General features: G+C 50.6%; 13 protein-coding genes. 7 read left to right on the plus strand and 6 right to left on the minus strand.

The features are described from left to right. The first annotated feature begins 30 nt into the window (after window positions 1–30). Window positions 31–1,563, plus strand: coding sequence for a glutamate--tRNA ligase (gltX, locus tag ACFOET_RS12225; protein ID WP_379023010.1), 1,533 nt, complete (start codon window positions 31–33; stop codon window positions 1,561–1,563). On the opposite strand, the gene ACFOET_RS12230 is transcribed toward gltX, so the two are convergent. Both ACFOET_RS12230 and ACFOET_RS12235 read right to left on the minus strand, forming a co-directional pair. After that, window positions 1,544–4,429: a DEAD/DEAH box helicase gene (locus tag ACFOET_RS12230; protein ID WP_379023012.1), complete on the minus strand. Its 2,886-nt coding sequence runs from the start codon at window positions 4,427–4,429 to the stop codon at window positions 1,544–1,546. The two genes, gltX and ACFOET_RS12230, sit on opposite strands and share 20 nt — an antisense overlap. 45 nt (window positions 4,430–4,474) lie before the next feature. Further along, window positions 4,475–6,688, minus strand: a complete 2,214-nt coding sequence (locus tag ACFOET_RS12235) for a helix-turn-helix domain-containing protein (protein WP_379023014.1) — start codon at window positions 6,686–6,688, stop codon at window positions 4,475–4,477. A gap of 156 nt (window positions 6,689–6,844) precedes the next feature. Here ACFOET_RS12235 and ACFOET_RS12240 point away from each other — a divergent pair, with 156 nt between their 5' ends. The 3 genes from ACFOET_RS12240 to ACFOET_RS12250 all read left to right on the plus strand — a co-directional run bounded on the left by ACFOET_RS12240 (window position 6,845) and on the right by ACFOET_RS12250 (window position 9,906). Next, window positions 6,845–7,093 (plus strand): FeoA family protein, encoded by a 249-nt coding sequence (locus ACFOET_RS12240; RefSeq protein ID WP_379023016.1) that lies wholly within the window; start codon window positions 6,845–6,847, stop codon window positions 7,091–7,093. 3 nt (window positions 7,094–7,096) lie between these two features. Then, window positions 7,097–9,181 (plus strand): ferrous iron transport protein B, encoded by a 2,085-nt coding sequence (gene feoB / locus ACFOET_RS12245; RefSeq protein WP_379023018.1) that lies wholly within the window; start codon window positions 7,097–7,099, stop codon window positions 9,179–9,181. Window positions 9,182–9,405: 224 nt separating this feature from the next. Then, window positions 9,406–9,906, plus strand: a complete 501-nt coding sequence (locus tag ACFOET_RS12250; RefSeq protein ID WP_379023020.1) for a cupin domain-containing protein — start codon at window positions 9,406–9,408, stop codon at window positions 9,904–9,906. Here the strand turns inward: ACFOET_RS12250 and ACFOET_RS12255 are convergent, their stop codons facing one another. The 3 genes from ACFOET_RS12255 to ACFOET_RS12265 are packed head-to-tail and all read right to left on the minus strand — an operon-like array spanning window position 9,907 to window position 13,372. After that, on the minus strand, window positions 9,907–11,622 hold the full coding sequence (locus tag ACFOET_RS12255; protein ID WP_379023022.1) for a GMC oxidoreductase: 1,716 nt from the start codon (window positions 11,620–11,622) through the stop codon (window positions 9,907–9,909). It abuts the gene before it with no gap. 1 nt (window position 11,623) lies between these two features. Further along, window positions 11,624–12,154: a gluconate 2-dehydrogenase subunit 3 family protein gene (locus ACFOET_RS12260; protein ID WP_379023024.1), complete on the minus strand. Its 531-nt coding sequence runs from the start codon at window positions 12,152–12,154 to the stop codon at window positions 11,624–11,626. Between the two features lie 39 nt (window positions 12,155–12,193). Next, on the minus strand, window positions 12,194–13,372 hold the full coding sequence (locus ACFOET_RS12265) for a glycoside hydrolase family 76 protein (protein ID WP_379023026.1): 1,179 nt from the start codon (window positions 13,370–13,372) through the stop codon (window positions 12,194–12,196). Window positions 13,373–13,732: 360 nt separating this feature from the next. Between ACFOET_RS12265 and ACFOET_RS12270 the strand changes: the two genes are divergently transcribed. From ACFOET_RS12270 to purU, 3 genes are all read left to right on the plus strand, one after another. Beyond that, on the plus strand, window positions 13,733–19,756 hold the full coding sequence (locus ACFOET_RS12270) for an alpha-2-macroglobulin family protein (RefSeq protein ID WP_379023028.1): 6,024 nt from the start codon (window positions 13,733–13,735) through the stop codon (window positions 19,754–19,756). Window positions 19,757–19,840: 84 nt separating this feature from the next. Then, window positions 19,841–21,706, plus strand: a complete 1,866-nt coding sequence (locus tag ACFOET_RS12275) for a DNA topoisomerase IV subunit B (protein ID WP_379023030.1) — start codon at window positions 19,841–19,843, stop codon at window positions 21,704–21,706. Between the two features lie 9 nt (window positions 21,707–21,715). Next, on the plus strand, window positions 21,716–22,558 hold the full coding sequence (gene purU, locus ACFOET_RS12280; protein ID WP_379023032.1) for a formyltetrahydrofolate deformylase: 843 nt from the start codon (window positions 21,716–21,718) through the stop codon (window positions 22,556–22,558). Here purU and ACFOET_RS12285 read toward each other — a convergent pair. Continuing rightward, window positions 22,527–23,456 (minus strand): class I SAM-dependent methyltransferase, encoded by a 930-nt coding sequence (locus ACFOET_RS12285; protein ID WP_379023202.1) that lies wholly within the window; start codon window positions 23,454–23,456, stop codon window positions 22,527–22,529. The two genes, purU and ACFOET_RS12285, sit on opposite strands and share 32 nt — an antisense overlap. Window positions 23,457–23,483 lie beyond the last annotated feature (27 nt).

A 23,483-nucleotide genomic window follows, 5' to 3' on the forward strand; every position in this document is an offset into this window, starting at 1 on the left:
TTTCGGCACAGCATTTTTTATCTTTGTTCCATGGATCAAGACAAGAAGGTAAGGGTGCGCTTTGCACCGAGCCCTACGGGCGGACTGCACTTGGGCGGTGTTCGCACAGCATTGTTCAACTATCTATTTGCCAAACAACAAGGCGGCACATTCGTGCTACGTATCGAAGATACCGACCAGACCCGCTTTGTGGCAGGAGCCGAAGCGTACATCCAGGATTGCCTTCGTTGGTGCGGCCTTGAACCCGACGAAAGTCCGCTTCATGGCGGCGAATATGGCCCATACCGACAAAGTGAACGACAGCGCCATTACAGGAAATACGCTGAGCAGCTTATAGCAGACGGATATGCCTATTACGCATTTGATACCCCGGAGCAGCTGGAGGCCCAGCGGGCGCTGCAGCCCAATTTTAAATACAGCCACGAAAACCGGCTGCAACTGCGAAACTCACTCAGCTTGCCCACGTCCGAAACTGAACGCCTGCTTGCCGACGGTCACCCTTACGTTGTCCGCATCAAGATCCCTGTAGGCGAAACCGTTAGTTTTGACGACATGATCCGCGGGGTAGTAAGCTTCGATTCAGCGCTGGTGGATGATAAGGTGCTGTTAAAGGCCGACGGCATGCCCACTTATCACCTCGCTGTAGTGGTGGATGATTACCTGATGGCCATCACCCATGCCTTCCGCGGAGAGGAGTGGCTGTCTTCAGCGCCCGTGCACATACTACTGTGGGAGTATCTCGGCTGGCGGGATGCCATGCCGCAATGGGCACACCTGCCATTGATCCTCAAGCCTGACGGCAACGGCAAGCTCAGCAAAAGGGATGGCGACCGATTGGGCTTTCCCGTTTATGCTATGAACTGGCATGACCCTAAAACCGGCGACTTTACCAAAGGCTTCCGTGAAATGGGCTTCCTGCCCGAAGCTTTCGTAAATATGCTCGCCCTCTTGGGTTGGAACGATGGCACGGATCAAGAGTTGTTTTCCCTCAGCGAATTGGTGGATAAATTCTCGATAGATCGAGTCAGCAAGGCCGGAGCAAAATTTGATTTCGAGAAAGCCAAATGGTTCAATCACGAATGGATAAAGCAAACAGATGACCGTGTGCTGCTGCCTGAATTGCAAGCGGTATTGGCTGCCCACGGCATCCATGGCACCGATGACAAGCATCTTTCTGCAGTGCTGGCGCTTGTTAAAGAGCGTCTCACTTTCTTACCCGATTTCTGGGAGCAAGCCTCTTATTTCTTCAAGCGTCCTACGCATTATGATTCAGCCGCTATTTTGACCAAGTGGAATGCGGAAAAGACGGCGTTTTTCGCAGACATGATTGTCAAGCTGGAAAACTTCGATCCTTGGCATAGTGCCGAGCTCGAGAGCTTCTACAAATTGGCTATTCAGGCTTCCGGCATGAAAGTAGGAGAATTGATGCTTCCCTTGCGCATCATGCTGGTGGGCGGCAAATTCGGACCCCATGTATTTGACATTGCAGCACTGCTCGGCCGCGAAGAGACCGTGGCCCGCATGAAGCACGGCCTGGAAACGTTTACCCAAGCAGCTCTTTGATATCATCCGGTGTAAGCGATTTGATAAAGCTTTCTTCGGTCGTAATCAGTGTATCTGCAATCGTTTTCTTCCTGTTTTGCAGCGCCAGTATCTTTTCCTCTACGGTACCCTTGGTGATAAACTTGTAGATAAACACATTGCGTGTTTGCCCGATGCGGTGAGTACGATCAATGGCTTGCTGTTCCACGGCCGGATTCCACCACGGGTCGAGGATAAAAACATAATCAGCCTCGACCAAATTTAGCCCTACACCACCGGCTTTAATGGAAATCAGAAACAACCGGGTATCTTCGTTTTCCCTAAACTGTTTCACCACTTCCTCGCGGTTTTTGGTTGCTCCGTCCAAATAGGCGTATCCGACGTTGTGCTTATCAAAATACTGCTTAAAAATCACCAGCTGTTTGACAAACTGCGAAAATACCAGCACCTTGTTGCCGCGCTGCAACACATTTTCCAACGTGTGGATGACGCTTTCAAATTTACCAGACTCCGCCTTAAACGTAGCGTCTACCATTCGCGGGTGGTTGGCCAGTTGACGCAGCTTGGTTAGCCCCTGCAACAAGGCTATTTGCGGTGTCCTTGCCTTTTCATCGCCAAGACCATCCAGTATCGCATTGCGGTATTCAGACTTCACCCGTTCGTAGCGCTCGGCTTGCTCATCGCTCATCGAACAGTAAAAAATCTGCTCGGACTTAGGTGGCAGTTCAGTGGCCACCTGACTTTTGGTACGCCGCAACACAAACGGCTTGATGATGGCCTGCAGCCGTCTGGCTTTATCCTCGTCTTTCTTCTTTTCGATAGGCTGTACGAATTCTTGCTGGAAATAATGGAAACTGCCCAGCAACCCGGGATTGAGGAAGGCCATTTGCGACCATAGGTCAGCCACCGAGTTTTCTACCGGCGTGCCGCTCAGCACCAGGCGATGTTTACTCTTGAGGCGCTGCACTGCCTTGAAAGATTTGGAAGCCGGATTCTTGATCGTCTGGCTCTCATCCAAAATAATATAATTGAAATAGTACGCTCCCAATAGCTCTTCATCGCTGCGAACAATGCCGTATGTCGTTATAACAAGGTCGTAGTCTTCAAATACTGCCGGCTGCCGAGTTCTGCCGATTCCGGTATGTACCAAAATACGCAAATCGGGCACGAACCTATCCGCCTCATTTTGCCAGTTGTACACCAGCGACGTAGGCATGATAATCAACGAGGTAATAGCCCCCTCCCCCGGCAATGCAGCTTCCTTTTGTTTTTGAAGAAACGCCAGCGTTTGAATGGTCTTTCCCAGGCCCATGTCGTCGGCTAGGCATCCGCCAAACCGATATCGCTGTAAAAAATGGAACCAATTGTACCCGGCTTTCTGGTATGGGCGCAAAGAACCTTCAAAGCGTTGCGGCTCGTCAACATCTTCTATGGCGTCGAATTCAGCCAGTTGCTTAAGCCTGCGATCCATCATCAATTCCGTATGCTCTGAAATATCGTTGAGTAGCCCTACGTGGTATTTACTCAACCGAATGCTCTTTTTGTCTTCAGAAAACTGAAAAAGGTGATGGTACTGCGCAAACCATTCCTCGGGAATCATCGCCACCTCTCCGTTGGGCAACACAAGCTCCCTGATATCCCCCAATATATGGTTGCGAAGCTGCGTAAAAGGTATCTCATAGTTTCCGAAACGGGCCACGGCCTGTACGTCGAACCAGTCGTTGTCAGCCTTGACGGTCAGGTCAATTTCCGTACGCCCGAAGAAAAACCGCTTGTTCGGATCTTCCTGTACAATTTCATAGCCCAATTGGCTAAGTTCGCTGTTTTTGTGGCGCAGCCAGTCCATGACTGAAGCTGCTTCCAAGCCGTTGAACACCGGTTCCAGGGTGCTGAAGAGTGCGCTTGTTTTCCGCAGCCCCATATTTAGCAACTCCTGCATACGGTTTTCCTCCCATTGCAGTGAGCGCTTGATGCGATGAAAGGTGTAGTGGTCGGTTGCCTCGTCGTACTGCATACGTACCGTGACTTTGTTTTCGCCGCCAGCTGCGAAAAGGTAGAGACCATAGCGGAAGTGCAGTTGTAGCTGTGACATACCATTCTCCACATAGAGCAATTTGATGACCGGAGTGGCGTTGTGCTGGTGGGTCTTTATGGTAAATCCTTCGGCATAAACGTGGTGCTTTTCGATCAGCCCGCGCACAAACGTCTCGAAATATTTACGCTCGGTAGCACGGGCAACCGCAATGTAGCGTTTTTGCAGAAACGGCGACAACTTTTTCCCTTCCAATGGCTGGTCGAAATGGTAGAGCACATTATCGAGCAACAGCCAAGCCTGCTGGTTGACGATCACCTGCGCACCCTTGTACATGAACTCGATACGTTGCCCGTCATACTTGATGGTTGGAAAATAACGTGTCTCTTCTTCGTCACGCCTGAAATGGAATAGCACGGACGCTGGTTTCGGAGCAATTTCAAGCCGCTGCTCTGCGGCATAGCCATCTTTGCTCATCAAATACAAGGGTTTGTCCTGAAGCAATTCCAATGCTTGCAGCAGCCGGTGCTCAATTTTGGGACGGATGTATTCGAAGAATTTCTTATCAAAGGTTTTGGAAAAGAAATCAACAGGCCTCACCGGCTTCTTATGATACCGCTTAATGATATGAGTTTGCTCTATTTCATCCAGCAGCTTGATCAGCTTACGGTCTGTGTCATCCAGCACAGCATCGTATTCTGTAGCGGTATGACTAAATATGCGCCGATGGGTCAATGAATGCCCGCCATTCGGAGTAAGCTGCACAATATGCGGCTCTATAAGGTACCCCAAATAGGGGTGTTCGCAAAGGGAATAGACCAATTCGTAAGGCTGTGTGGTATCGATCTGCTGCATCTAACAACTGTGGTATCACAAACAAAGGCGCTAAAGATACGGAAATTAGTGGCTAATGGACGCCTGTGCCACACGAATTTCATGATATTCCACCTCTTTACCAACTATTGCCTTAATTGCTCCGGCAGTTTTACCTGGATTCTCCCGTATTATCCGAACAATGGTTTTTAACTTATCAGGCTCCACCAATTCACTGGCTTCCAGATCTTTTCCTATAAATTTAATAAGGTGACCAATAACTGTATTTTTGGTCAGCCCGCGTACTTCCGCAATTGCTTCTACAGACTTTCCCGTTTTATACAACTCAAAGCTGATCTGCTTAGTGTCACCCTTCGGTCTTGCGACGACTAGCGCACTTTCATTATCACTTGGTCCGACCTCGGCGGCTGCCAGTTTGCTCGTCGCCACGACTTCTTGCAAATCAGTACCTTTTTCGAGCGCTTCGGTGATGACGGCACATTGCCGCAATTGCTCTCTTTTCCGCTTCAAGTCCATCAATAGCGCTTTCAACTCTTCCACATACTTTTTTGTCCGTTTCTTTACTGCCCACGCAGTGATATGACCTTCTAACGGGCTTACCAATTCGGCGTCTACCTTAGGCAGAAACCACTCCAGCGCGCTCGACACCCGCTCGTTTATCCGGTGATAGTCCGTGGGCTCTTGCCTGTTGAGCAACCCGTCCAATTGGTTCCTGAATTTATTTGCAACTTGCTGCAAACTCTGCCCGTCAAGCAGCAATGCCCGGATAAACTGCACTGCCTCCTCCTGATCTGCGATGTTGCGGGCGGCCAAGTCTCCCTCCAAGGTCGCCATGGCGTCTGCAACACGCTCCCAGCTGAACGCCTGAAGCAGGACATGACCGGCGTAATTGCGCTGGGATGCCTCCAGCAGTGCCGCCACTTCGTGCTCAGCAACCACATTACTGGAAAAGTGTGCTACCTGCTGGTCTGTACGGATGCTATGCAATGGAATCGGTGAGTGTAAAACTAACCCGTCCAATGTGCGAAGACGGCTCAGTGCGACATACACTTGCCCAGCAGCGAAGGCAGAACCTGCATCGATAATCGCCTTATCGAACGTAAGCCCTTGGCTCTTATGGATGGTGATGGCCCAGGCCAACCGCAATGGAAACTGCGCAAAGGTGCCGAGCACTTCCTCCTCGATCTTATCCTGCGCCCTGTCATAACGGTAACGGATATTTTCCCATTCTTCACGTTTAACCTCCACAGCATCACTGCCATCCTTAAACTCGACAATCAGCGCGCTCTCCGCAGTATCGATGTGCTTCACATAACCGATTTTTCCGTTGTAATAACGCCGCTCATCTCCGCTGTCGTTGCGGATGAACATCACCTGCGAGCCGATTTTCAAGGTCAGCTCCATATCGGCTGGAAACAAATTTTCCGGAAAATCATTGGAGACCTTGGCTTTCAAAACCATCGGCTTTCCTGGCAGTGCTTCCAACTCTTTTTTGTTGATCGTATCTGCGCGATGATTGTGCGTGGTAAGTGTGATATACGGTTCACCTTCAGGGGGCGCGAAATCCGGTCGATGATAGCTGTTGAGTAGCGCCAGCTGTTGGGGGCTGCAGCAATTGTTGCGGATGTCGTTGAGGAGATCTATAAACGTCTGCTCACTCTGCCGGTAAATTTTTTTGAGTTCCAGCAGAATCGGCGGCTGCTCGCGTAGCACCTTCGCATCAAAGAAAAACGGGCTCGGATAATATCGACTCATGATTTCCCACTCCTTGTCTTTTACCACTGGCGGCAACTGATACATGTCGCCGATGAACAAGACCTGTAGTCCGCCGAAAGCACGCGCATCGCGGCGCACCGACTTCAAAATAGCATCGATGGCATCTAATGTGTCTGCCCTCAGCATGGAGACCTCATCGATGACCAGCAGGTCGATTTCCCGTAGCAGAGCGCGCCGCTGTTTTGTTAGTTTCACCTTGCCAAACAGCCTGCGGCGGTTGTAAATATGGTTATCGTCGTCGTTCCATGCCAATTCGTAATCTTCAATATACATACCAAAGGGCAACCAGAATAGTGAATGCAACGTCGTGCCGCCGGCATTCATTGCTGCCACACCAGTAGGCGCAGCTATAGCCATTTTCTTATAACTGTGCTGCACAATATATTTCAAAAAGGTGGTTTTTCCGGTTCCGGCTTTCCCCGTAAGGAATACATTGCGGTTGGTATGATTGACAAAAGATACCGCTTGCATGAATGCCGTATTCTGTAGATCTACTTCGGCCATAATGCTGTTGAAGGTTTAAATGCTAACGACAAACTGTAGGTAAACACAACAAAAATAGCATATTTTTTCGTACCCGTTGCACGCAAACACGAATAGCAGGCTAACATTTCGTTTAGATTCATTATAAATTACTACCTTTGGAGATTATAATCGGATATGAATACAGAAACTTATCGATCCATTAGGTTGTTAAAAAAGGGAGAAACAGCAACAATCATCGGATACCGATCAAGCGAGGTGCCCATTAAAATCTACGAAATGGGCTTATTGCCAGGGGCAGTACTAACGATGAAACACCGATTACCTTTTAACGGGCCCGTTTGCATCTACATCAGAAATAATCCAAATGCCATTGCGCTACGGCTGGCCGAGGCAGACCTTATTTTAATCGAAACCCTATCATAAAAAATGACAGAAAGCAAAATTGCCTTAGTTGGAAACCCCAATGTAGGTAAGTCGACAATATTCAACAAATTGACCGGATTGCGGCAAAAAGCGGGCAACTACCCCGGCGTGACGGTGGAAAAGAAAACGGGAAGTTTTACGCATGGGCACATAAAGTATCACCTCATCGATCTTCCGGGTGCCTACGGCATCCACCCTTCTTCATTGGACGAAGAAGCGGTATATGATGTGCTGGCAGACAAATCCAATTCCAACCACCCCGAATTGGTGGTCGTCGTCGGAGACCCATTTAACCTGAAGCGGTCGATACTGCTCTACCAGCAAATCCGGGAGTTGGGGCTGCCAGCGATTTTCACTATCAACATGATCGACGAAGCGGAGCGTGCGGGCTTATCCATTAACGTAGACCAGTTGGAGCGCACCCTATCCACTAAAGTGGTACTGACCGATGCCCGTACAGGAAAAGGCATCCATACGCTGAAGGAAGCCCTGCAATACAAACCCAATGGTTATTCTCCGGCTTTCCGCATTCCCGAGGAGTACACCGACGCCGTACGCCAGGTTAAGGAGCGCGTCAGACAGGAAAGTGATTATATCGCTTGGCTGTACCTTTCGCAAAAGCAGAATAAGCACCTCGATGCAGCAACGACCGCAGAGATAGCAGCTATCCGTAAGGCGCATGACATCAATTACCACCGGTTGCAGATACAGGAAACCCTGGCACGACACACCGCACTGGATAGCCGCTTCTCAGGTATTGTCAACGATCCGACAAAAAAAAGTGAGCACTTCACCGAACGCCTGGACAGGCTCCTGGTGCATCCTTTGTGGGGATACGCCATTTTCTTTGCTTTGTTATTACTGATCTTTCAGGCAATTTATACTTGGTCCGGCCCGTTTATGGATGGGATTGACAATGGCTTCGCCTGGTTGGCCTCCAGAGCAGGTGAATGGCTACCGGCGGGGCCGATCAATGGATTGATCACCGATGGAATTATCGCCGGAATCGGCGGCATCGTCATTTTTATTCCACAGATCGCTATCCTGTTTATTTTTATCTCGCTGATGGAGGAGTCGGGCTACATGAGCCGGGTGGTTTACCTGATGGATCGATGGCTTAAGCCCTTCGGACTGAGTGGAAAAAGCGCTGTGCCGTTAATGTCGGGTGCAGCGTGCGCTATCCCTGCCGTGATGTCTGCCCGCACTATAGAAAACGACAAGGAGCGACTAATTACGATTTTGGTAACGCCATTCATGACATGCTCGGCACGACTACCTATTTACATCATCCTTATTGGGCTTGTCATCCCAGAAGAACGTGTACTCGGCCTTGACCTTCAGGGGCTCGTCCTGTTTGGTATGTACCTGTTGGGAATATTTGCTGCGCTGGGAAGTGCGTGGATACTGAAGCACCTGATGAAAACCAACTACAAAAGTTTCCTCATCCTGGAAATGCCAACGTACAAGTACCCGGTCGTCCGGAATGTGCTGACAAACGTCTGGGATAAGACCATGGGCTTCGTGGTAGGGGCGGGGAAAATCATCCTTGCCATCAGCGTCATCCTTTGGGTTTTGGGGTCTTTTGGCTTGGACGATCGTTTTACCAATGCTGAGGAAATCGTTCGGATGGAAAATCCGGGAATCACTGAAGAAGACTTCGAAAACGAAGTCCAATCCCAGCAACTAGAGCACTCTTTCCTTGGGTCCATCGGCCGTTTTATCGAGCCAGTCGTCGCCCCGCTCGGTTACGACTGGAAGATGGGTATTGGCCTGATTTCATCGTTTGCCGCTCGGGAGGTATTTGTAAGCACCATGGCTACGGTGTACAGCTTAGGAAGTACCGACGATGACCTTACGATCAGGGAACGTATGGCTAGTGAGATTAACCCGAACACCGGGAAACCCGCGTACAACTTCGCTTCCGGCATTTCGCTACTTCTCTTTTATGCATTTGCCATGCAATGTATGAGTACGATCGCCATTGTCAGAAAAGAAACAAATTCTTGGAAATGGACCTTTATACAGTTGGCGTTTATGACCGGATTTGCGTATATTGCCGCATTGGTAGCATACCAACTTTTGAAATGATTATGGATGCGATTACGATTCAATACCTGGTTATCGGCACGCTCTTTTTATCGGCTGTAATATTTCTGGTGCGGCGAACCCGGCGGTCGTTAAAGGGAAGCTCCGGTTGTACAAAGGGCTGTGGATGCGAGCTTAGCGGGAAGGAAAAAACAGGGAAAACAGCGCGGGTTTTTGAAAACCATTGAGGTTTATTATATATTAGCCGCTTGAAAAAAGATGAACCAATGACTTACCAAGCGAAGGAAGAACTTTTCAAGGAGATTGAAGGCACACTTGAGGAACAAGGTTTCCAAGTTGTCAAGCAGGACCAAACCCGTCCATGGGGTGGCTTTTTTGTAATCGAGGAGTCGCAGGCACAGCAGTTTGCAAATACATATTTCAACGGGCTGGATGTACAGGAGCTCAAAATAGCGGGCAAGCTCAGCCCCAAAATCCTTGTCGTTGCTCCGGGAAAGCGCCTCTCTTGGCAGTATCATCACCGCCGTGCGGAGATTTGGCAGGTGGTACGCGGCATCGTAGGCGTAGTCACCAGCGACACCGATGAAGAGAACGAGCTGCAGATCCTCAATCCTGGTGACGTCATCCGCCTGAACCAGGGCGAGCGCCACCGTCTGGTGGGGTTGGACGAATGGGGCGTGCTAGCTGAAATCTGGCAGCATACTGACGCAGGCAACCCGTCTGACGAGGACGACATCGTGCGCGTTCAAGACGACTTCGGCAGATAACTATAAATTACCACGTTTTAGTTCGCTTACCGCATGGTCAACCGCCCGTGCTGTAAGTGCCATATACGTGAGCGTGGGATTTTGCGTGGCCGTAGAGGTCATGCAGGCACCATCGGTTACATACACATTTTTGCATTTATGTAACTGGTTCCACTTGTTCAGCAGCGAGGTCTTAGGGTCATGTCCCATACGAGCACCACCCATTTCATGGATGTCATTACCCGGGCGGCGGTTGTCGTCGGTTGTTTTGATGTTGGTAAAGCCAGCTGTTTCGAACATTTCCGTCATCCGGTCATAATAGTCCTGCCGGCGCTTCCAGTCGTCATCTGCATAGGACACCGAAATATGCAGCAATGGTACGCCCCAAGCGTCTTTTTTGTCGCTGTCCAGCCAAACGCTGTTGTGCTCCTTTGGAATAGTCTCCGCCATCATGTGCGAATGAATCTTCCAGTTGCTCAGCTTAGCATTCAGCAGGTTGCTTTTTAATTGCTCCCCTATCCCCTCCGTGTCACGCAGTTGCTGGCGGCTTGCGCCGAACGCAGCGGCCCAGCCACGCAGAAAATCCGTTTCCTGCCGCTGCACATTCCGGAAGTTAGGTATATATCCACCACCTGCCGGGTTACGCCCATCCGTCTTGAATTCAAGCAATCCATCGTACTCGGCACTGATTCGGGCGGTGTAGTTATGGAACGCGATGTATTTACCCAGCAAACCGTTGTCATTGCCAAGGCCGTTCGGGAAACGCTCCGACGTGGAGTTGAGTAAAATCAAATTGGTATTCAATGCGGATGCATTGACAAAGATAACCTTGGCAAAGAAGTCCAATTCCTCCTTGGTGTTCGTATCGATCACTTTCACGCCGGTAGCTTTGCCGCTTTCTTTATCATACAAAATGGAATGTACGACCGAGAAAGGCCTCATCGTAAGATTACCAGTCTTCTGCGCCCACGGAATAGTGGAAGAATTGCTGCTGAAATAACCGCCGAAAGGGCACCCCCGCTGGCATAAGACGCGGTTCTGACATTGTACCCGGCCCTGCTGTATATGTATGGGCTGCGGCTGGGATAGATGTGCACATCGTGCACTGATAACATGGCGTCCGTTGAAATGCGCGGCCACCGATTTTTTAAAGTGGTTTTCGGCAGCATTGAGCGGATAGCCGGGAAGGAACTCGCCGTCGGGAAGTGAGGACAAGCCGTCCCTGTCTCCAGCGATCCCGACAAACTGCTCCACATAGCTGTACCAGGGTGCGATATCCTTGTACCGAATTGGCCAATCCACGGCAAACCCGTCACGTGCCGGGCCTTCGAAGTCATATTCAGCCCACCGCTGCGTCTGACGTGCCCACAAGAGGGATTTTCCGCCCACCTGATAACCTCTGATCCAGTCAAACTCCTGATCCTGGACATAGGGGTGTTCATCGTCCTTCACGAAGAAATGACGGCTGTCTTCCTTGTATGCATAACAACGGTTAGCAATAGGATTTGCCTGCCTATCCTGATAAGTTGTTTCACCCCGGTGTTCCAATTCGTATGGGTATAGGTTGGTGGTCGGGTAATCTTTCACATGCACCACGTCACGCCCCCGTTCAAGCACTAGTGTTTTCAGGCCCTTTTCGGTAAACTCCTTCGCTGCCCAGCCCCCACTGGCGCCTGAGCCAATAACGATGGCGTCAAACGTACGTTCTTTTACGCTGTCTATTGCAAGATTTGCCATATCATACCTCCGCATAACCATTATAACGGCCCGGCACCAGCTCGTATTTCACCAGGTTGGTCATCACATACCGAGAATTCAGGTACCCTTGGGTAGTTCGGTGCTTCGTAATTGAGAAAAATTGCGCGATGTCCTCGTCGCTACTTTCGGCTATTCCCCCGAGTAACCGCTTACGTGCGGCCATGTCCGCACTGGCAAATCCTGTTCCAAGCTTTCTTCGGGACCATCCGGAGAACGCCGACAAACCCTTGGTAAACGCCTGTTGATCCTCGGGGCCGTGGCAATCGTCGACCATCTTCAACACAAAAAGATGCAGGAACAGTCCCTTTCCTCCCGGCGTATCCGTAGCCGGGATAAGCGTTTCGGTTACCTCGGCGAGCAGATTTTCTTCGTCCGCGCTAACTGTCAGATTTTTTAGATCAATGCTGGCTTTCCCAGACCCCCGGAAGCAGGCCGGAAGCACAAGAGTGCCTCCAGCGATAAAAAGAAGGTTGCGAAGTGCAATTCTTCTGTTTATTGTTTTTTCGATCATTTCAACTCATCAAAAGATGAGCTAAAATAACAAAAAAACTTAATAATCAATTAACCGCGCATACATTTCAACCATCGCCGCCTGGTCAAGCAACCATTTTCGGGTATTCTCGCGTGGCCTGGTTTTCCAGTCTTTTCCGAACAAGCCATGCGCATCACGGCCCTGCATCCAAGCGTAGTCCAAGCTTCGCTGAAATGCATCAAGATACCGTCGGTCACCATCGATATCGTACAAGGCAGCATAGCCTCGCATCATCACCGCGATGAACCAGTTGTCGCTTCTTTTAAGCAGCCTCATTGATTGCCCATCCTCGGTGGTCAGGTCGGCGAAGAAGTAACCGAGCCCCGCTTCAGCGATCCGCCTCGCTTCTGACAGGTATAAGCTATCTCCCGTCAGTCTGAACAGCATGGTGGCGCTTTGAAGCATCTGACCGCTATTGTAAGGATACTTCCGCTTGTCAATCTTCCTCTGAAGGTTGATATTATCCCAATAGAGTCCGTCTTCAGGGTCTTGCAAATGGCGCTTTGTCCACTCGTAGAGCTCCTTCCCCCGATAAAAATAGGCGCTATCGTTCGTCGCCTCAAACATCCGAAACGCCAACACCGCTGCAGGAGCATTGGAACAGGTGTTCTTGGACGTCTTCTTCTGTTCACACCAATAGATTCCACCCTCCAGCAAGCTGTCTTGCCCGCTTATCACAAATGACCATATTTCCTTGGCTTTCTCCAGGTACTGCTTCCGTCCTGTATGCAAGAACAACTCCGCAAAATCGATTCCCAACCAAATATTGTCGTCATAAAACCGATCGGAAAGACCTGCAGATCGGATATAAGATGCGTAGGCGGCAGGTTTCCTACTGTCGTCATAATATTCTTGGAGGGCCGGCAAAATACGTTCGTCAATCAAGGTAATATATTGCTTGTCGTTCGTATGCGCAAGCAATGCAACCGCTGCCGACAGCGTGCCCGAAAATGGCCACAAGTAAGCATAGCGGTTGGACAATGCCGTTTGCCCATCGGCCAGGTAATCTGCCCGATATTGACTATCGTGGGGATAGTTTTCTCGGAGTAGTGAAGCATCCCCTGTCGAATACAGCGAATAAATGGAATCCAACACCATTTCCGCCCGTTGAAGTGAAAGACTTTTTACCGGATCAGGCTGCCCATATGCCACGGCCAACGATACGCTGATGGCCGCCCAACTAACTAAATATTTCATTTTTTTACTGTTATTATCTCCCTAATTCAGAAACCCTCCGCGCTCCAGCAAAGCCATGGCTTTAAACAGATCGCTTCGTGGCCCTGACTATTTAATACCTCTCGCCCAAATCGGTCTTTTTGCTTGCTCTCAAAGCAAGCAGCTTGTATTGGGTTAATTCAGGCATAAGAATTCAGCTACGCGAGGCTAAGGTAAATACAATATTGGGTAAACCCAAATCACCTTACGTTGACCTGACAACGTGCGTTCGTCTATTAATATTGTAGCATCGGTGTACTGTAACGCGTCATTACGGTATATAATATGGTGCAATTTTAGCTAAGTTTGCACCAACACATTGAGAAACATTAATTCTAACACATGGTCCGCAGTATCCTCTTCTTATTATCAGTCGTATCCGTCACGATGACGTTGGCACAAAAATCTGAAAAAGATGATCCGTTTCGGCAGGAATGGCACCAGATCGATTCCCTCATCAGTAAGGGGCTACCGCAATCAGCTGCGAAGATCGGCAGGAAAATTTTAGAAGAGGCTACCAGGCGGAAAGATGCACCCAATACAATCAGGGCGCGGCTTCTGTTGATGAGCGTCGAAGAAGCCAACGACGGAAATACCGCCACACATTCCATCCAGCAGGCAGATTCGATGATACAAGTTTCTACCGGTGCTGAAAAAGCGCTGTGGCAGAGCATTACTGCCGAGCTGTACTGGCAATATTTCCAGCAAAACCGATGGACGATCTTCGACCGTACGCCGCTGGCGGCTGAACCGCCAGCCGATATCGCCACGTGGGATGCAGCAACCTTCATCACCAAAGCAAGTGAATTATACCAAGCGTCCATTCTAAACAGTGAGCTGCTGAAAGCTATACCCGTTGAGCGCTATACCCCGTTGGTTATCGAAGGCAAAAACACCCGGCACCTCCGGCCTACACTCTACGACTTCTTAGCGTTCCGCGCCATCGAATTTTTCCAGCACGATGAGAAAGACGTAATCAGGCCGGCTTACCAATTTCAAATGGACGGCACGCGCTGGTTCGAAACAGCGGAACGCTTCAGCGACGTAAAAGTGAACCCAGCGGACCCCGGAGCGCTGCACTTCCGAGCGCTGCATACCTACCAGCAACTACTTGCCTTTCATATGGAGGATGCCCGGCCAGATGCACTCATCGACGCTGATTTGCACCGGCTGGCCTTTGTGCATCAGTACTCGGTACACGCTGCTAAGGACAGCTTATATCGAAATGCGCTGCAAGCATTAGCACGCCGCTATCCGGATGCAGAGGCTACAGCGCAAGTGGTTTACCGGCTGCTCCAATTCGAGTTCAACAGCACCCATAGCGCGCAGCAGGATTCATTGGGTCTCCGCAGGCTACTGGAACAGCTCAACGCACTGATTGCTCGCTTCCCCGGATCGGAGGGCGCGTCTAATGCCGAGCAGTTGCGTCATGCTATCATGGGCAAATCACTTGGCTTACAGACCGAGCAAGTACTGCTGCCAAATGAAAACAACAGGCTGCTTGTCACGTATCGAAACCTGGGCAAAATCTTTCTGCGCTTGTACCGCTGGCCTGAAGAGCTGCCGGACCGCAACCGCCGCCTTGACGAGAAAAAACGCAACCAACTGTTGCGCAGCAAACCGCTAAAGGCCTGGGAAGTAAATCTGCCGGGTACCGAGGACCTACACGAGCACCGTACAGAAATCAAACTTGACCCCCTGCCTGCGGGCAACTACCTCATCGTGGCCTCGGCACGTCCGGATTTCGGCTTTGAACAGAATACGCTGCAAGCGGCAAGCATACAAGTTTCTGCCTTGAGCATGGTGGTAAACAACCAACAGGGAAACCACTCGCTGGTTGCACTGCACCGGAAATCGGGAATGCCTATCCGCGGAGCACAGGTGGTCTTCCAGGAAAACCACTGGGATACGCACAATCGAAAGTATAGCTATCGGACAATCGGCCAAACACGGACAGACGAAGACGGCAGGGCCGCTATCGCCATTTCAAATCATAAGAGCAGCATCAATCGCATACAGATTGCAGCGCATGGCGACACCCTGCAGACCGATGGTTACTTCGGCCCTTATGGCCAATGGCAGGACGACCAACAGGAAACTACGACACGTACCTTCTTGTTTACAGACCGTGCGCTCTACCGGCCTGGCCAGACCATCCACTTCAAAGGAATTGTAATAGAAAACAACAAAAAAGAGAATAATAACAGCGTGCTTCCAAACCACGAGGCTGAGATAACGCTATATGACACAAACAATCAACGGGTGACATCGCTGAAGCTAACCACCAACGGTTTTGGTTCCTTTGCCGGCAAATTCACCGCACCCGAAGGCGGACTCACCGGCACCATGCGCATTGAAACCAGCAATGGCCAAGCGTATTTCGCCGTCGAGGAATACAAACGCCCCAGATTTCAGGTCACCTTCGACACACTGAAAGCGAACGCCGGATTGAACGAACAGATAACCGTGAGGGGAAAGGCGGCGGCGTATGCCGGCAATCCAGTCGACGGCGCTGAAGTGAAATACCGCGTTGTGCGCCGTGCACGCTTTCCGTATTACTGGAGGTTCTATCGCTGGGGCCAACCGCAATCGCCAGAAATGGAGATCGCCAACGGCACCATACAAACACAGCCTGACGGCTCGTTCGAAGTCACCTTTACCACCATCCCCGACAAACAGCTCGCTCCGGAAACACTGCCTGTATTCTCCTATACGGTTTACGCTGACGTGACGGATATCAACGGGGAGACACAAAGCAACAACCACGTGATTCGCGCTGGCTATCGCTCACTGCAGCTGGCTGCTCAACTTGCTGAACAGCTGGATGCGCGGCAACCCCAAACACTCGCCATTACGACGCAAAACCTCAACGGTGTCGCAACTCCGGCAGACGTGGAAGTGTCCGTCGCGCCGCTCCGATTTCCGGGCAAAATATACCGCAAGCGCCTTTGGGAAAACCCGGACCGCCATGTGATGACCGAAGCCGAGTTTCGCCGCTATTTTCCTGATGACGAATACACAGACGAAGCCGATCACCTCAACTGGCCAGTGGGATCCACTACATGGACCACCAAGCTAAACACCGGGATGAGGCAAACAGCAACGCTGCCCACTTCGGTATGGAAACAGGAAGGCTGGCACGTAATCACACTAAAAACCACTGATCCACAGGGCAATAAGGTTACCGAAAAGAAATACACCTATGTAGCCGGCCTTTCAGATGGGGCACTGACACAAGTGCCGTTGTTGATCTTGACACCGAAATCCGTGCTCAGCCCCGGTGACACACTGGCGATGACGGTAAAAACGGGATTCGATAGTACCTATGTGCTGGAAACGAACAGCGACATCAATCCGGAATTTTCAGCATTCTCCGATGTTCGCACGGTCGAACGCACGATCGATGAGAACGACCGGGGCGGACTTGGGTTTTCCTGGCTTTATGTATACAACAGCCGGGTGTACACAGCTACGCGACAAATCGCTGTCCCCTGGTCCAACCGCGACCTTCAGCTCGAATGGGCCACACACCGTGATAAACTGCTACCAGGTGAGACCGAGGAATGGCGACTCACCATTAAAGGTCATCAAAAGGAAGCCGTTGCGGCGGAATTGCTGGCCGGCCTCTACGATGCATCGCTCGATGCATTGAAATCCCATGCTTGGTACTGGGACAAACTCTCGCCCATCCGGGATGTAGGCACATATTGGCAAACCAACCAAGGATTCGGCGCACTTTCGGGGTATACCTGGCACAATACGATTAATGGTGCACGGCCGGCAGAATACATAAAGCGATACGATGAGCTGCTGAATTATCCTGTCCAAAGCAGGCTGCACGGCAACCGGTTCCTCGTGCGTGGCATAGCGACAGCCCAGGCCCCTGCCCGCCGCACGGATGCTAACGCTGCCGTGGTGGAGGAATTGGCAGTGGCAGGATATGACCAACAGCAAAAAGCCGCAACCGCTGAAGCAGAAGACACACTATCCACTGATATTCCTAGTGCACGTGAGACAACCCCGATACCCGCGCGAACCAACCTCCAGGAAACAGCCTTCTTCTTCCCGCAATTAAGTACAGACACAGCAGGCAACGTGTCACTAAGGTTCACCATGCCCGAAGCGCTTACCGAGTGGAAGCTGATGGCATTTGCCCACACAACCGATTGGAAAACAGGATACCTCCAGGGCAGCGTCAAAACGCAGAAAGACCTAATGGTTATGCCAAACTTGCCTCGCTTTCTGCGCCAGGGAGACGACATCCAGATCAGCAGCAAGATCAGCAACATCAGTGGCCAAGCGCTGCGAGGTGTGGCGCAACTGGAAATCCTGGATGCGGTTTCGCTTGAACATATCGATGGGTTCGGTGGAACAATTACCGGGCAGGATTTCAACGTAGCGGAAAATCAGAGCACAACGGTGAACTGGACGCTTCGTGTCCCCGACGATCGGTTTGAACCGATTGTCGTGCGCATCACCGCCAAGGCCGGCAACTTCACCGACGGCGAAGAAAACACACTGCCGGTGATGACCAATCGTATGATGGTCACCGAAACGCTGCCGCTGCCTGTCCGCGGTAACGAAAGCAAGGCATTCTCTCTTCATACATTACTCAATCCGGAAAGCAACACGCTGACCAACCATGCCCTTACCGTGGAATTTACAGGCAATCCGGCCTGGTATGCCGTGCAAGCGCTGCCGTACCTGATGGAGTATCCGTACGAATGCGCCGAACAGGTATTCAACCGCTTTTATTCGACGGCGTTGGCGGCCCACATCGTCGGGCAATCGCCAAAGGTAAAGGCGATTTTTGATAAATGGGCGACCAAAGATACTGCCGCCCTATTGTCCAACCTGGAAAAAAACCAAGAATTGAAATCGGCGCTACTGGAAGAAACGCCCTGGGTCATGGAGGCAGCAGACGAGAGCCAACAGAAGCGTCGCATCGCGCTGCTCTTCGACAGCCACAAACTTGCGCAAGGGCTTCAACACAACCTGTCCAAACTAGCCGAGATACAACGTTCTGACGGAAGTTTCCCTTGGTTCAGGGGCATGATGGCCGACCGATACATCACGCAATACATCGCTACAGGCATCGCCCGCCTGCAACGGCTGGGCGTGGAAACTGCTGCATCGGAAACGGCGGCGGCAATTCTGGCGAAAGCGGTAGACTATGTCGATCGGCAAATCAAAGCTGACCACGACCGCTTGGTCGCCGATCAGGCTGATTTCAGCAAACAGCATATCGAATATCCGCATGTGCAATACCTCTATATGCGTAGCCTACTTCAAAACCAGCCCCACAGTGAAAGCCGTGCCGCGTATGAATTTTACATGGCGCAAGCCGCCAAGTTCTGGGCGGTATTTAATCCATACCTGAAAGGGCAATTGGCATTGGCTTTCCATCGCGGCGGCAATACAAAGACTACCGCAGAAATCATGGCCTCTTTGCGCGAAACCGCCAGCCATAGCCCTGAACTGGGTATGTACTGGAAATCCATGCCCCGTGGATATTGGTGGTATGAAGCGCCGATTGAAGCTCAGGCACTGCTCATCGAGGCCTTTGCCGAAGTCGCCGAAGACACCGGGGAGGTTGATGACCTCAAGGTTTGGCTGCTCAAGCAAAAACAGACCCAGCATTGGGGCACGACCAAGTCAACTGCCGACGCGGTCTATGCACTTTTGCTACAAGGCAGTGACTGGCTGGTGAATGAACCCTCAGTGACTGTCTCCTTGGGAACGGAAACGATTCGCTCGGCTAATGAAACTACCGAAGCAGGTACGGGATATTTCAAAAAACGCTTCGACGCCGACGCCGTCACATCGGATATGGGCAACATCGCCGTGAAGGTTGACAAAACGGCTAACGACGGCGTCGCATGGGGTGCGGTCTATTGGCAGTATTTCGAAGATCTCGATAAAATTACTGCTGCCGAAACTCCGCTCAGCCTACGGAAACAACTTTATGTCGAACGGAATACCGACCGCGGCCCCGTGCTCGAGGAGATCACGGAGCGCAAGCCGTTGAAAGTAGGCGACAAGGTGACAGTACGTATCGAGCTCCGCGTGGACCGTGATATGGAGCATGTGCACCTCAAAGATATGCGTGCTGCCTGCTTCGAACCGATTAACGTGTTGAGCGGATTCCGTTATCAAGGCGGACTGGGCTATTATGAGAGTACCCGTGACGTGGCCACCAACTTTTTCTTCGATCGTTTACGAAAGGGTACTTACGTCTTTGAATACCCTGTGTTTGTATCTCAAGCAGGAGACTTTTCTAATGGCATCAGCACAATCCAGTGCATGTATGCGCCGGAGTTCAGCAGCCATAGTGACGGAATAAGAGTGAAGGTGAGTGCGATGTAGAATCATCAAAATTCCGTATTATTGCATGGCTTTGGTATTTGGCGGATAATAAAGTCTAATGTCTGATATCTAGCGTCTAAGAAAATGACCACATACAACGAAGACAGCATACGCTCGCTTGATTGGAAAGAACACATCCGGCTGCGGCCGGGGATGTACATCGGTAAACTGGGTGACGGTTCTGCTTATGACGATGGAATCTATGTGCTGCTCAAAGAGGTAATAGACAACTCGATCGATGAGTTTGTCATGGGTGCCGGAAGAACCATAGAGATTACCGTTACTGAGCAAAAAGTGTCTGTCCGTGACTATGGGCGCGGAATTCCCATTGGCTCAGTAGTCGATGTCGTATCGAAAATCAATACCGGCGGAAAGTACGACAGCAAAGCGTTCCAAAAGTCGGTAGGTTTGAACGGTGTAGGTACCAAAGCGGTGAACGCGCTTTCCTCTTCATTCACAGTCCAGTCCTACCGTGAAGGCAAAACGCGCATCGCTGAATTCAGTATGGGTGAATTGTTGAAAGATGAAGAGAAGACCACTACCCAGCGCAACGGTACAGCAGTGACTTTCTACCCGGACGATAGCATCTTTCGGCACTATCACTACCGCATGGAGTTTGTCGAAAACATGATATGGAATTACGTTTTCCTCAATTCCGGCCTTACCATTAACTTCAACGGCAAGAGATTCGTCTCTGAAAACGGATTGAAAGACCTGCTCGAACGTAACATCGATGCAGAGTCCATGCGCTATCCCATCATCCACCTAAAGGGAGACGACATCGAGATTGCCCTTACCCATGGGCAGCAATATGGTGAAGAGTACTATTCGTTTGTAAACGGACAGCACACCACCCAGGGCGGTACGCATCAAGCAGCATTCCGCGAAGCTGTGGTAAAAACCGTTCGCGAATTCTATAAAAAAGACTTTGAGGCGTCTGACATCCGGGCATCCATCATCGCCGCCATTGCTATCAAAGTGCAAGAACCGGTGTTCGAATCGCAGACCAAGACGAAGCTCGGCTCGCAGAATATTGGCCCGGAAGGCCCCTCCGTGCGGACTTTCATCAATGATTTTGTCAAAAAGGCACTCGACGATTACCTGCACAAAAATACGGATACGGCCGACGCCCTGCTGAAGCGCATCCTGCAATCGGAACGCGAACGCAAAGACATCGCGGGCATAAAAAAATTGGCCAACGAACGGGCAAAGAAAGCTTCCCTGCACAACCGGAAACTGCGCGACTGCAAAATCCACTACGGCGATAAGCATGAGCGGGTACAAGAAACCACGCTCTTCATCACCGAGGGCGATTCAGCCAGCGGTTCCATTACCAAGTCGCGCGATGTGCAGACACAAGCGGTGTTCAGCTTAAAGGGCAAGCCGCTCAACGCATTCGGCCTCACCAAAAAGGTGGTGTATGAAAACGAGGAGTTCAACCTGTTACAGCATGCCCTCAACATTGAAGACGGACTTGATGGCCTACGCTACAATAACATTGTCATTGCAACGGATGCCGATGTGGATGGTATGCATATCCGGCTGCTGCTGATGACGTTCTTTTTGCAGTTCTTTCCTGATCTGGTCAAGGCGGGCCATGTGTCCATTTTGCAAACCCCATTGTTCCGTGTGCGCAACAAGAAAGAAACGATCTATTGCTACAGCGACGAAGAACGCCAACGTGCAATACACAAATTAGGCGGTAAGCCTGAAATCACCCGCTTCAAGGGATTGGGTGAAATTTCGCCTGATGAATTCGGCCTGTTTATCGGAAAAGATATGCGTCTAGATCCGGTTATCCTCTCAAAAGAGCAAAAAATAATCCAGCTGCTGGAATATTACATGGGCAAGAACACACCGGATAGGCAGAAACACATCGTCAACAACCTGCGGGTCGAAGTCGATATTGCCGAAGAACAAAAAGCAACGAAAGAAGAACTCGTAGCCTGATCATACAACATGACGAACCAAACCCTCATCCTGATTCAGTGCGACGATGCCGTTGGCTTGGTCGCGCGGATAGCGAATACCATTTCGGCGCATCGCCTCAACATCGTGACCATGCGCGAATATGTGGATGAAGCGGCCAACCGGTTCTATGTGCGCATCGTATGTGCAGGCAAGGTAGAAAACAATCATCAGCTTAAGAAAGATCTCACCAATGCATTGCCTGAATTTGCAACTGTACATGTAAGTCCGCCCCAGCAAAAGCGGCTGGCGATTCTGGTCACGAAAGAGCATCACTGCCTTGGAGACATCATCGTCCGCCACTTTTTCAAGACGTTAGACGCAGAAGTTTGCTGCGTGGTTGGCAACTATGACCACCTGAGGGCCTTCACCGAACGCTTCGATATCCCATTTCACCACGTAACCCACGAAGAAAAGTCAAAAGCAGATTTTGAAAAAGAAATTGCACAAACTTTAGCGGCGTATCACCCCGACTACCTCGTCTTGGCTAAGTTTATGCGTATCCTCTCACCCGAATTCGTAGCACATTATCCGCACCGAATCATCAATATCCATCATTCGTTCCTTCCGGCTTTCATCGGCGCCAATCCCTATAAACAAGCCCATGCCCGCGGTGTAAAGCTGATCGGCGCTACCGCCCACTTCGTAACTAACGACCTTGATGAGGGGCCCATTATCGCACAGGACATCAAACCGGTAAACCATAGCCATACGGTTAAAGACATGGTCCGTACAGGAAAAGAAGTAGAAAAATCTGTACTTAGCAAGGCGCTTTCCTTGGTGATCGAAGACCGAGTAATCATCACGGGGAATAAGACGGTGGTGTTTGAGTAGCCGCTAATTTCCTGAACTTCCCAAAAACACCTAAAGGCAACTTGTTGCCCATTGCGGCCTCCAGATACAGTTCGCCGGTTTCCAGATTCTGTACCTCCGGCTTCGCCATCTTTACGAGATTTTCCACTATCACAGCGGAAAAACCCAATGAATAGGTATTCAGAATTAAGAAGTGTTCCTCGGGGTCCAGCAGCTGAACCACATCACGCATCATGTCGGCGATATGATCTTCCAGCTTCCACTTTTCCCCTTTAGGTCCATGCCCGTATGCAGGTGGGTCGAGAATAATACCGTTATACCTGTTGCCCCGCTTCAGTTCACGCTTTACAAATTTCAACGCATCTTCAACCATCCATCGGATATCGGAAAGCCCTGATAACTCACGGTTTTCGTTTGCCCACGTGATTACCTGTTTGATGGAATCGACGTGTGTGGTATCGGCTCCCGCAGCGCGGGACACCAATGAGGCTCCACCCGTATACGCAAACAGGTTCAGCACCTTCGGCTGCTTGATTTGAAATGAATTGACTGTTTCTGAGATGTAATCCCAGTTGACCGCCTGCTCGGGAAAAACCCCAACATGTTTGAATGACGTAAGCGCAAGGCGCAGTTTGATGTCGACATCGCCATTGTTGTAGCCAATATACCAGCGGTCCGGCAGGCGCGGATTCTTTTTAATCCAGTCGCCGCTGGTCGCCGACCTCCCCTTGAAGCGGATGTCGTGCCGTTTTACCCACTCCGCTTCGGGCAACGCCTTAGGCCATACGGCCTGCGGCTCCGGGCGGATCAGCACCACATCACCAAAGCGCTCCAGTTTTTCAAAATCACCGCAATCGATTAGCTCATAGTCTTTCCAATGCCGTGGAGTGAGAAGTTGGATACCGTTTGTTGCCAAGATAAAATGCTTTGCGGCAAAGGTAGGAAT

The sequence above is a fragment of the Parapedobacter deserti genome (genome assembly GCF_042646065.1).
Classification (GTDB): Bacteria; Bacteroidota; Bacteroidia; order Sphingobacteriales; family Sphingobacteriaceae; genus Parapedobacter; species Parapedobacter deserti.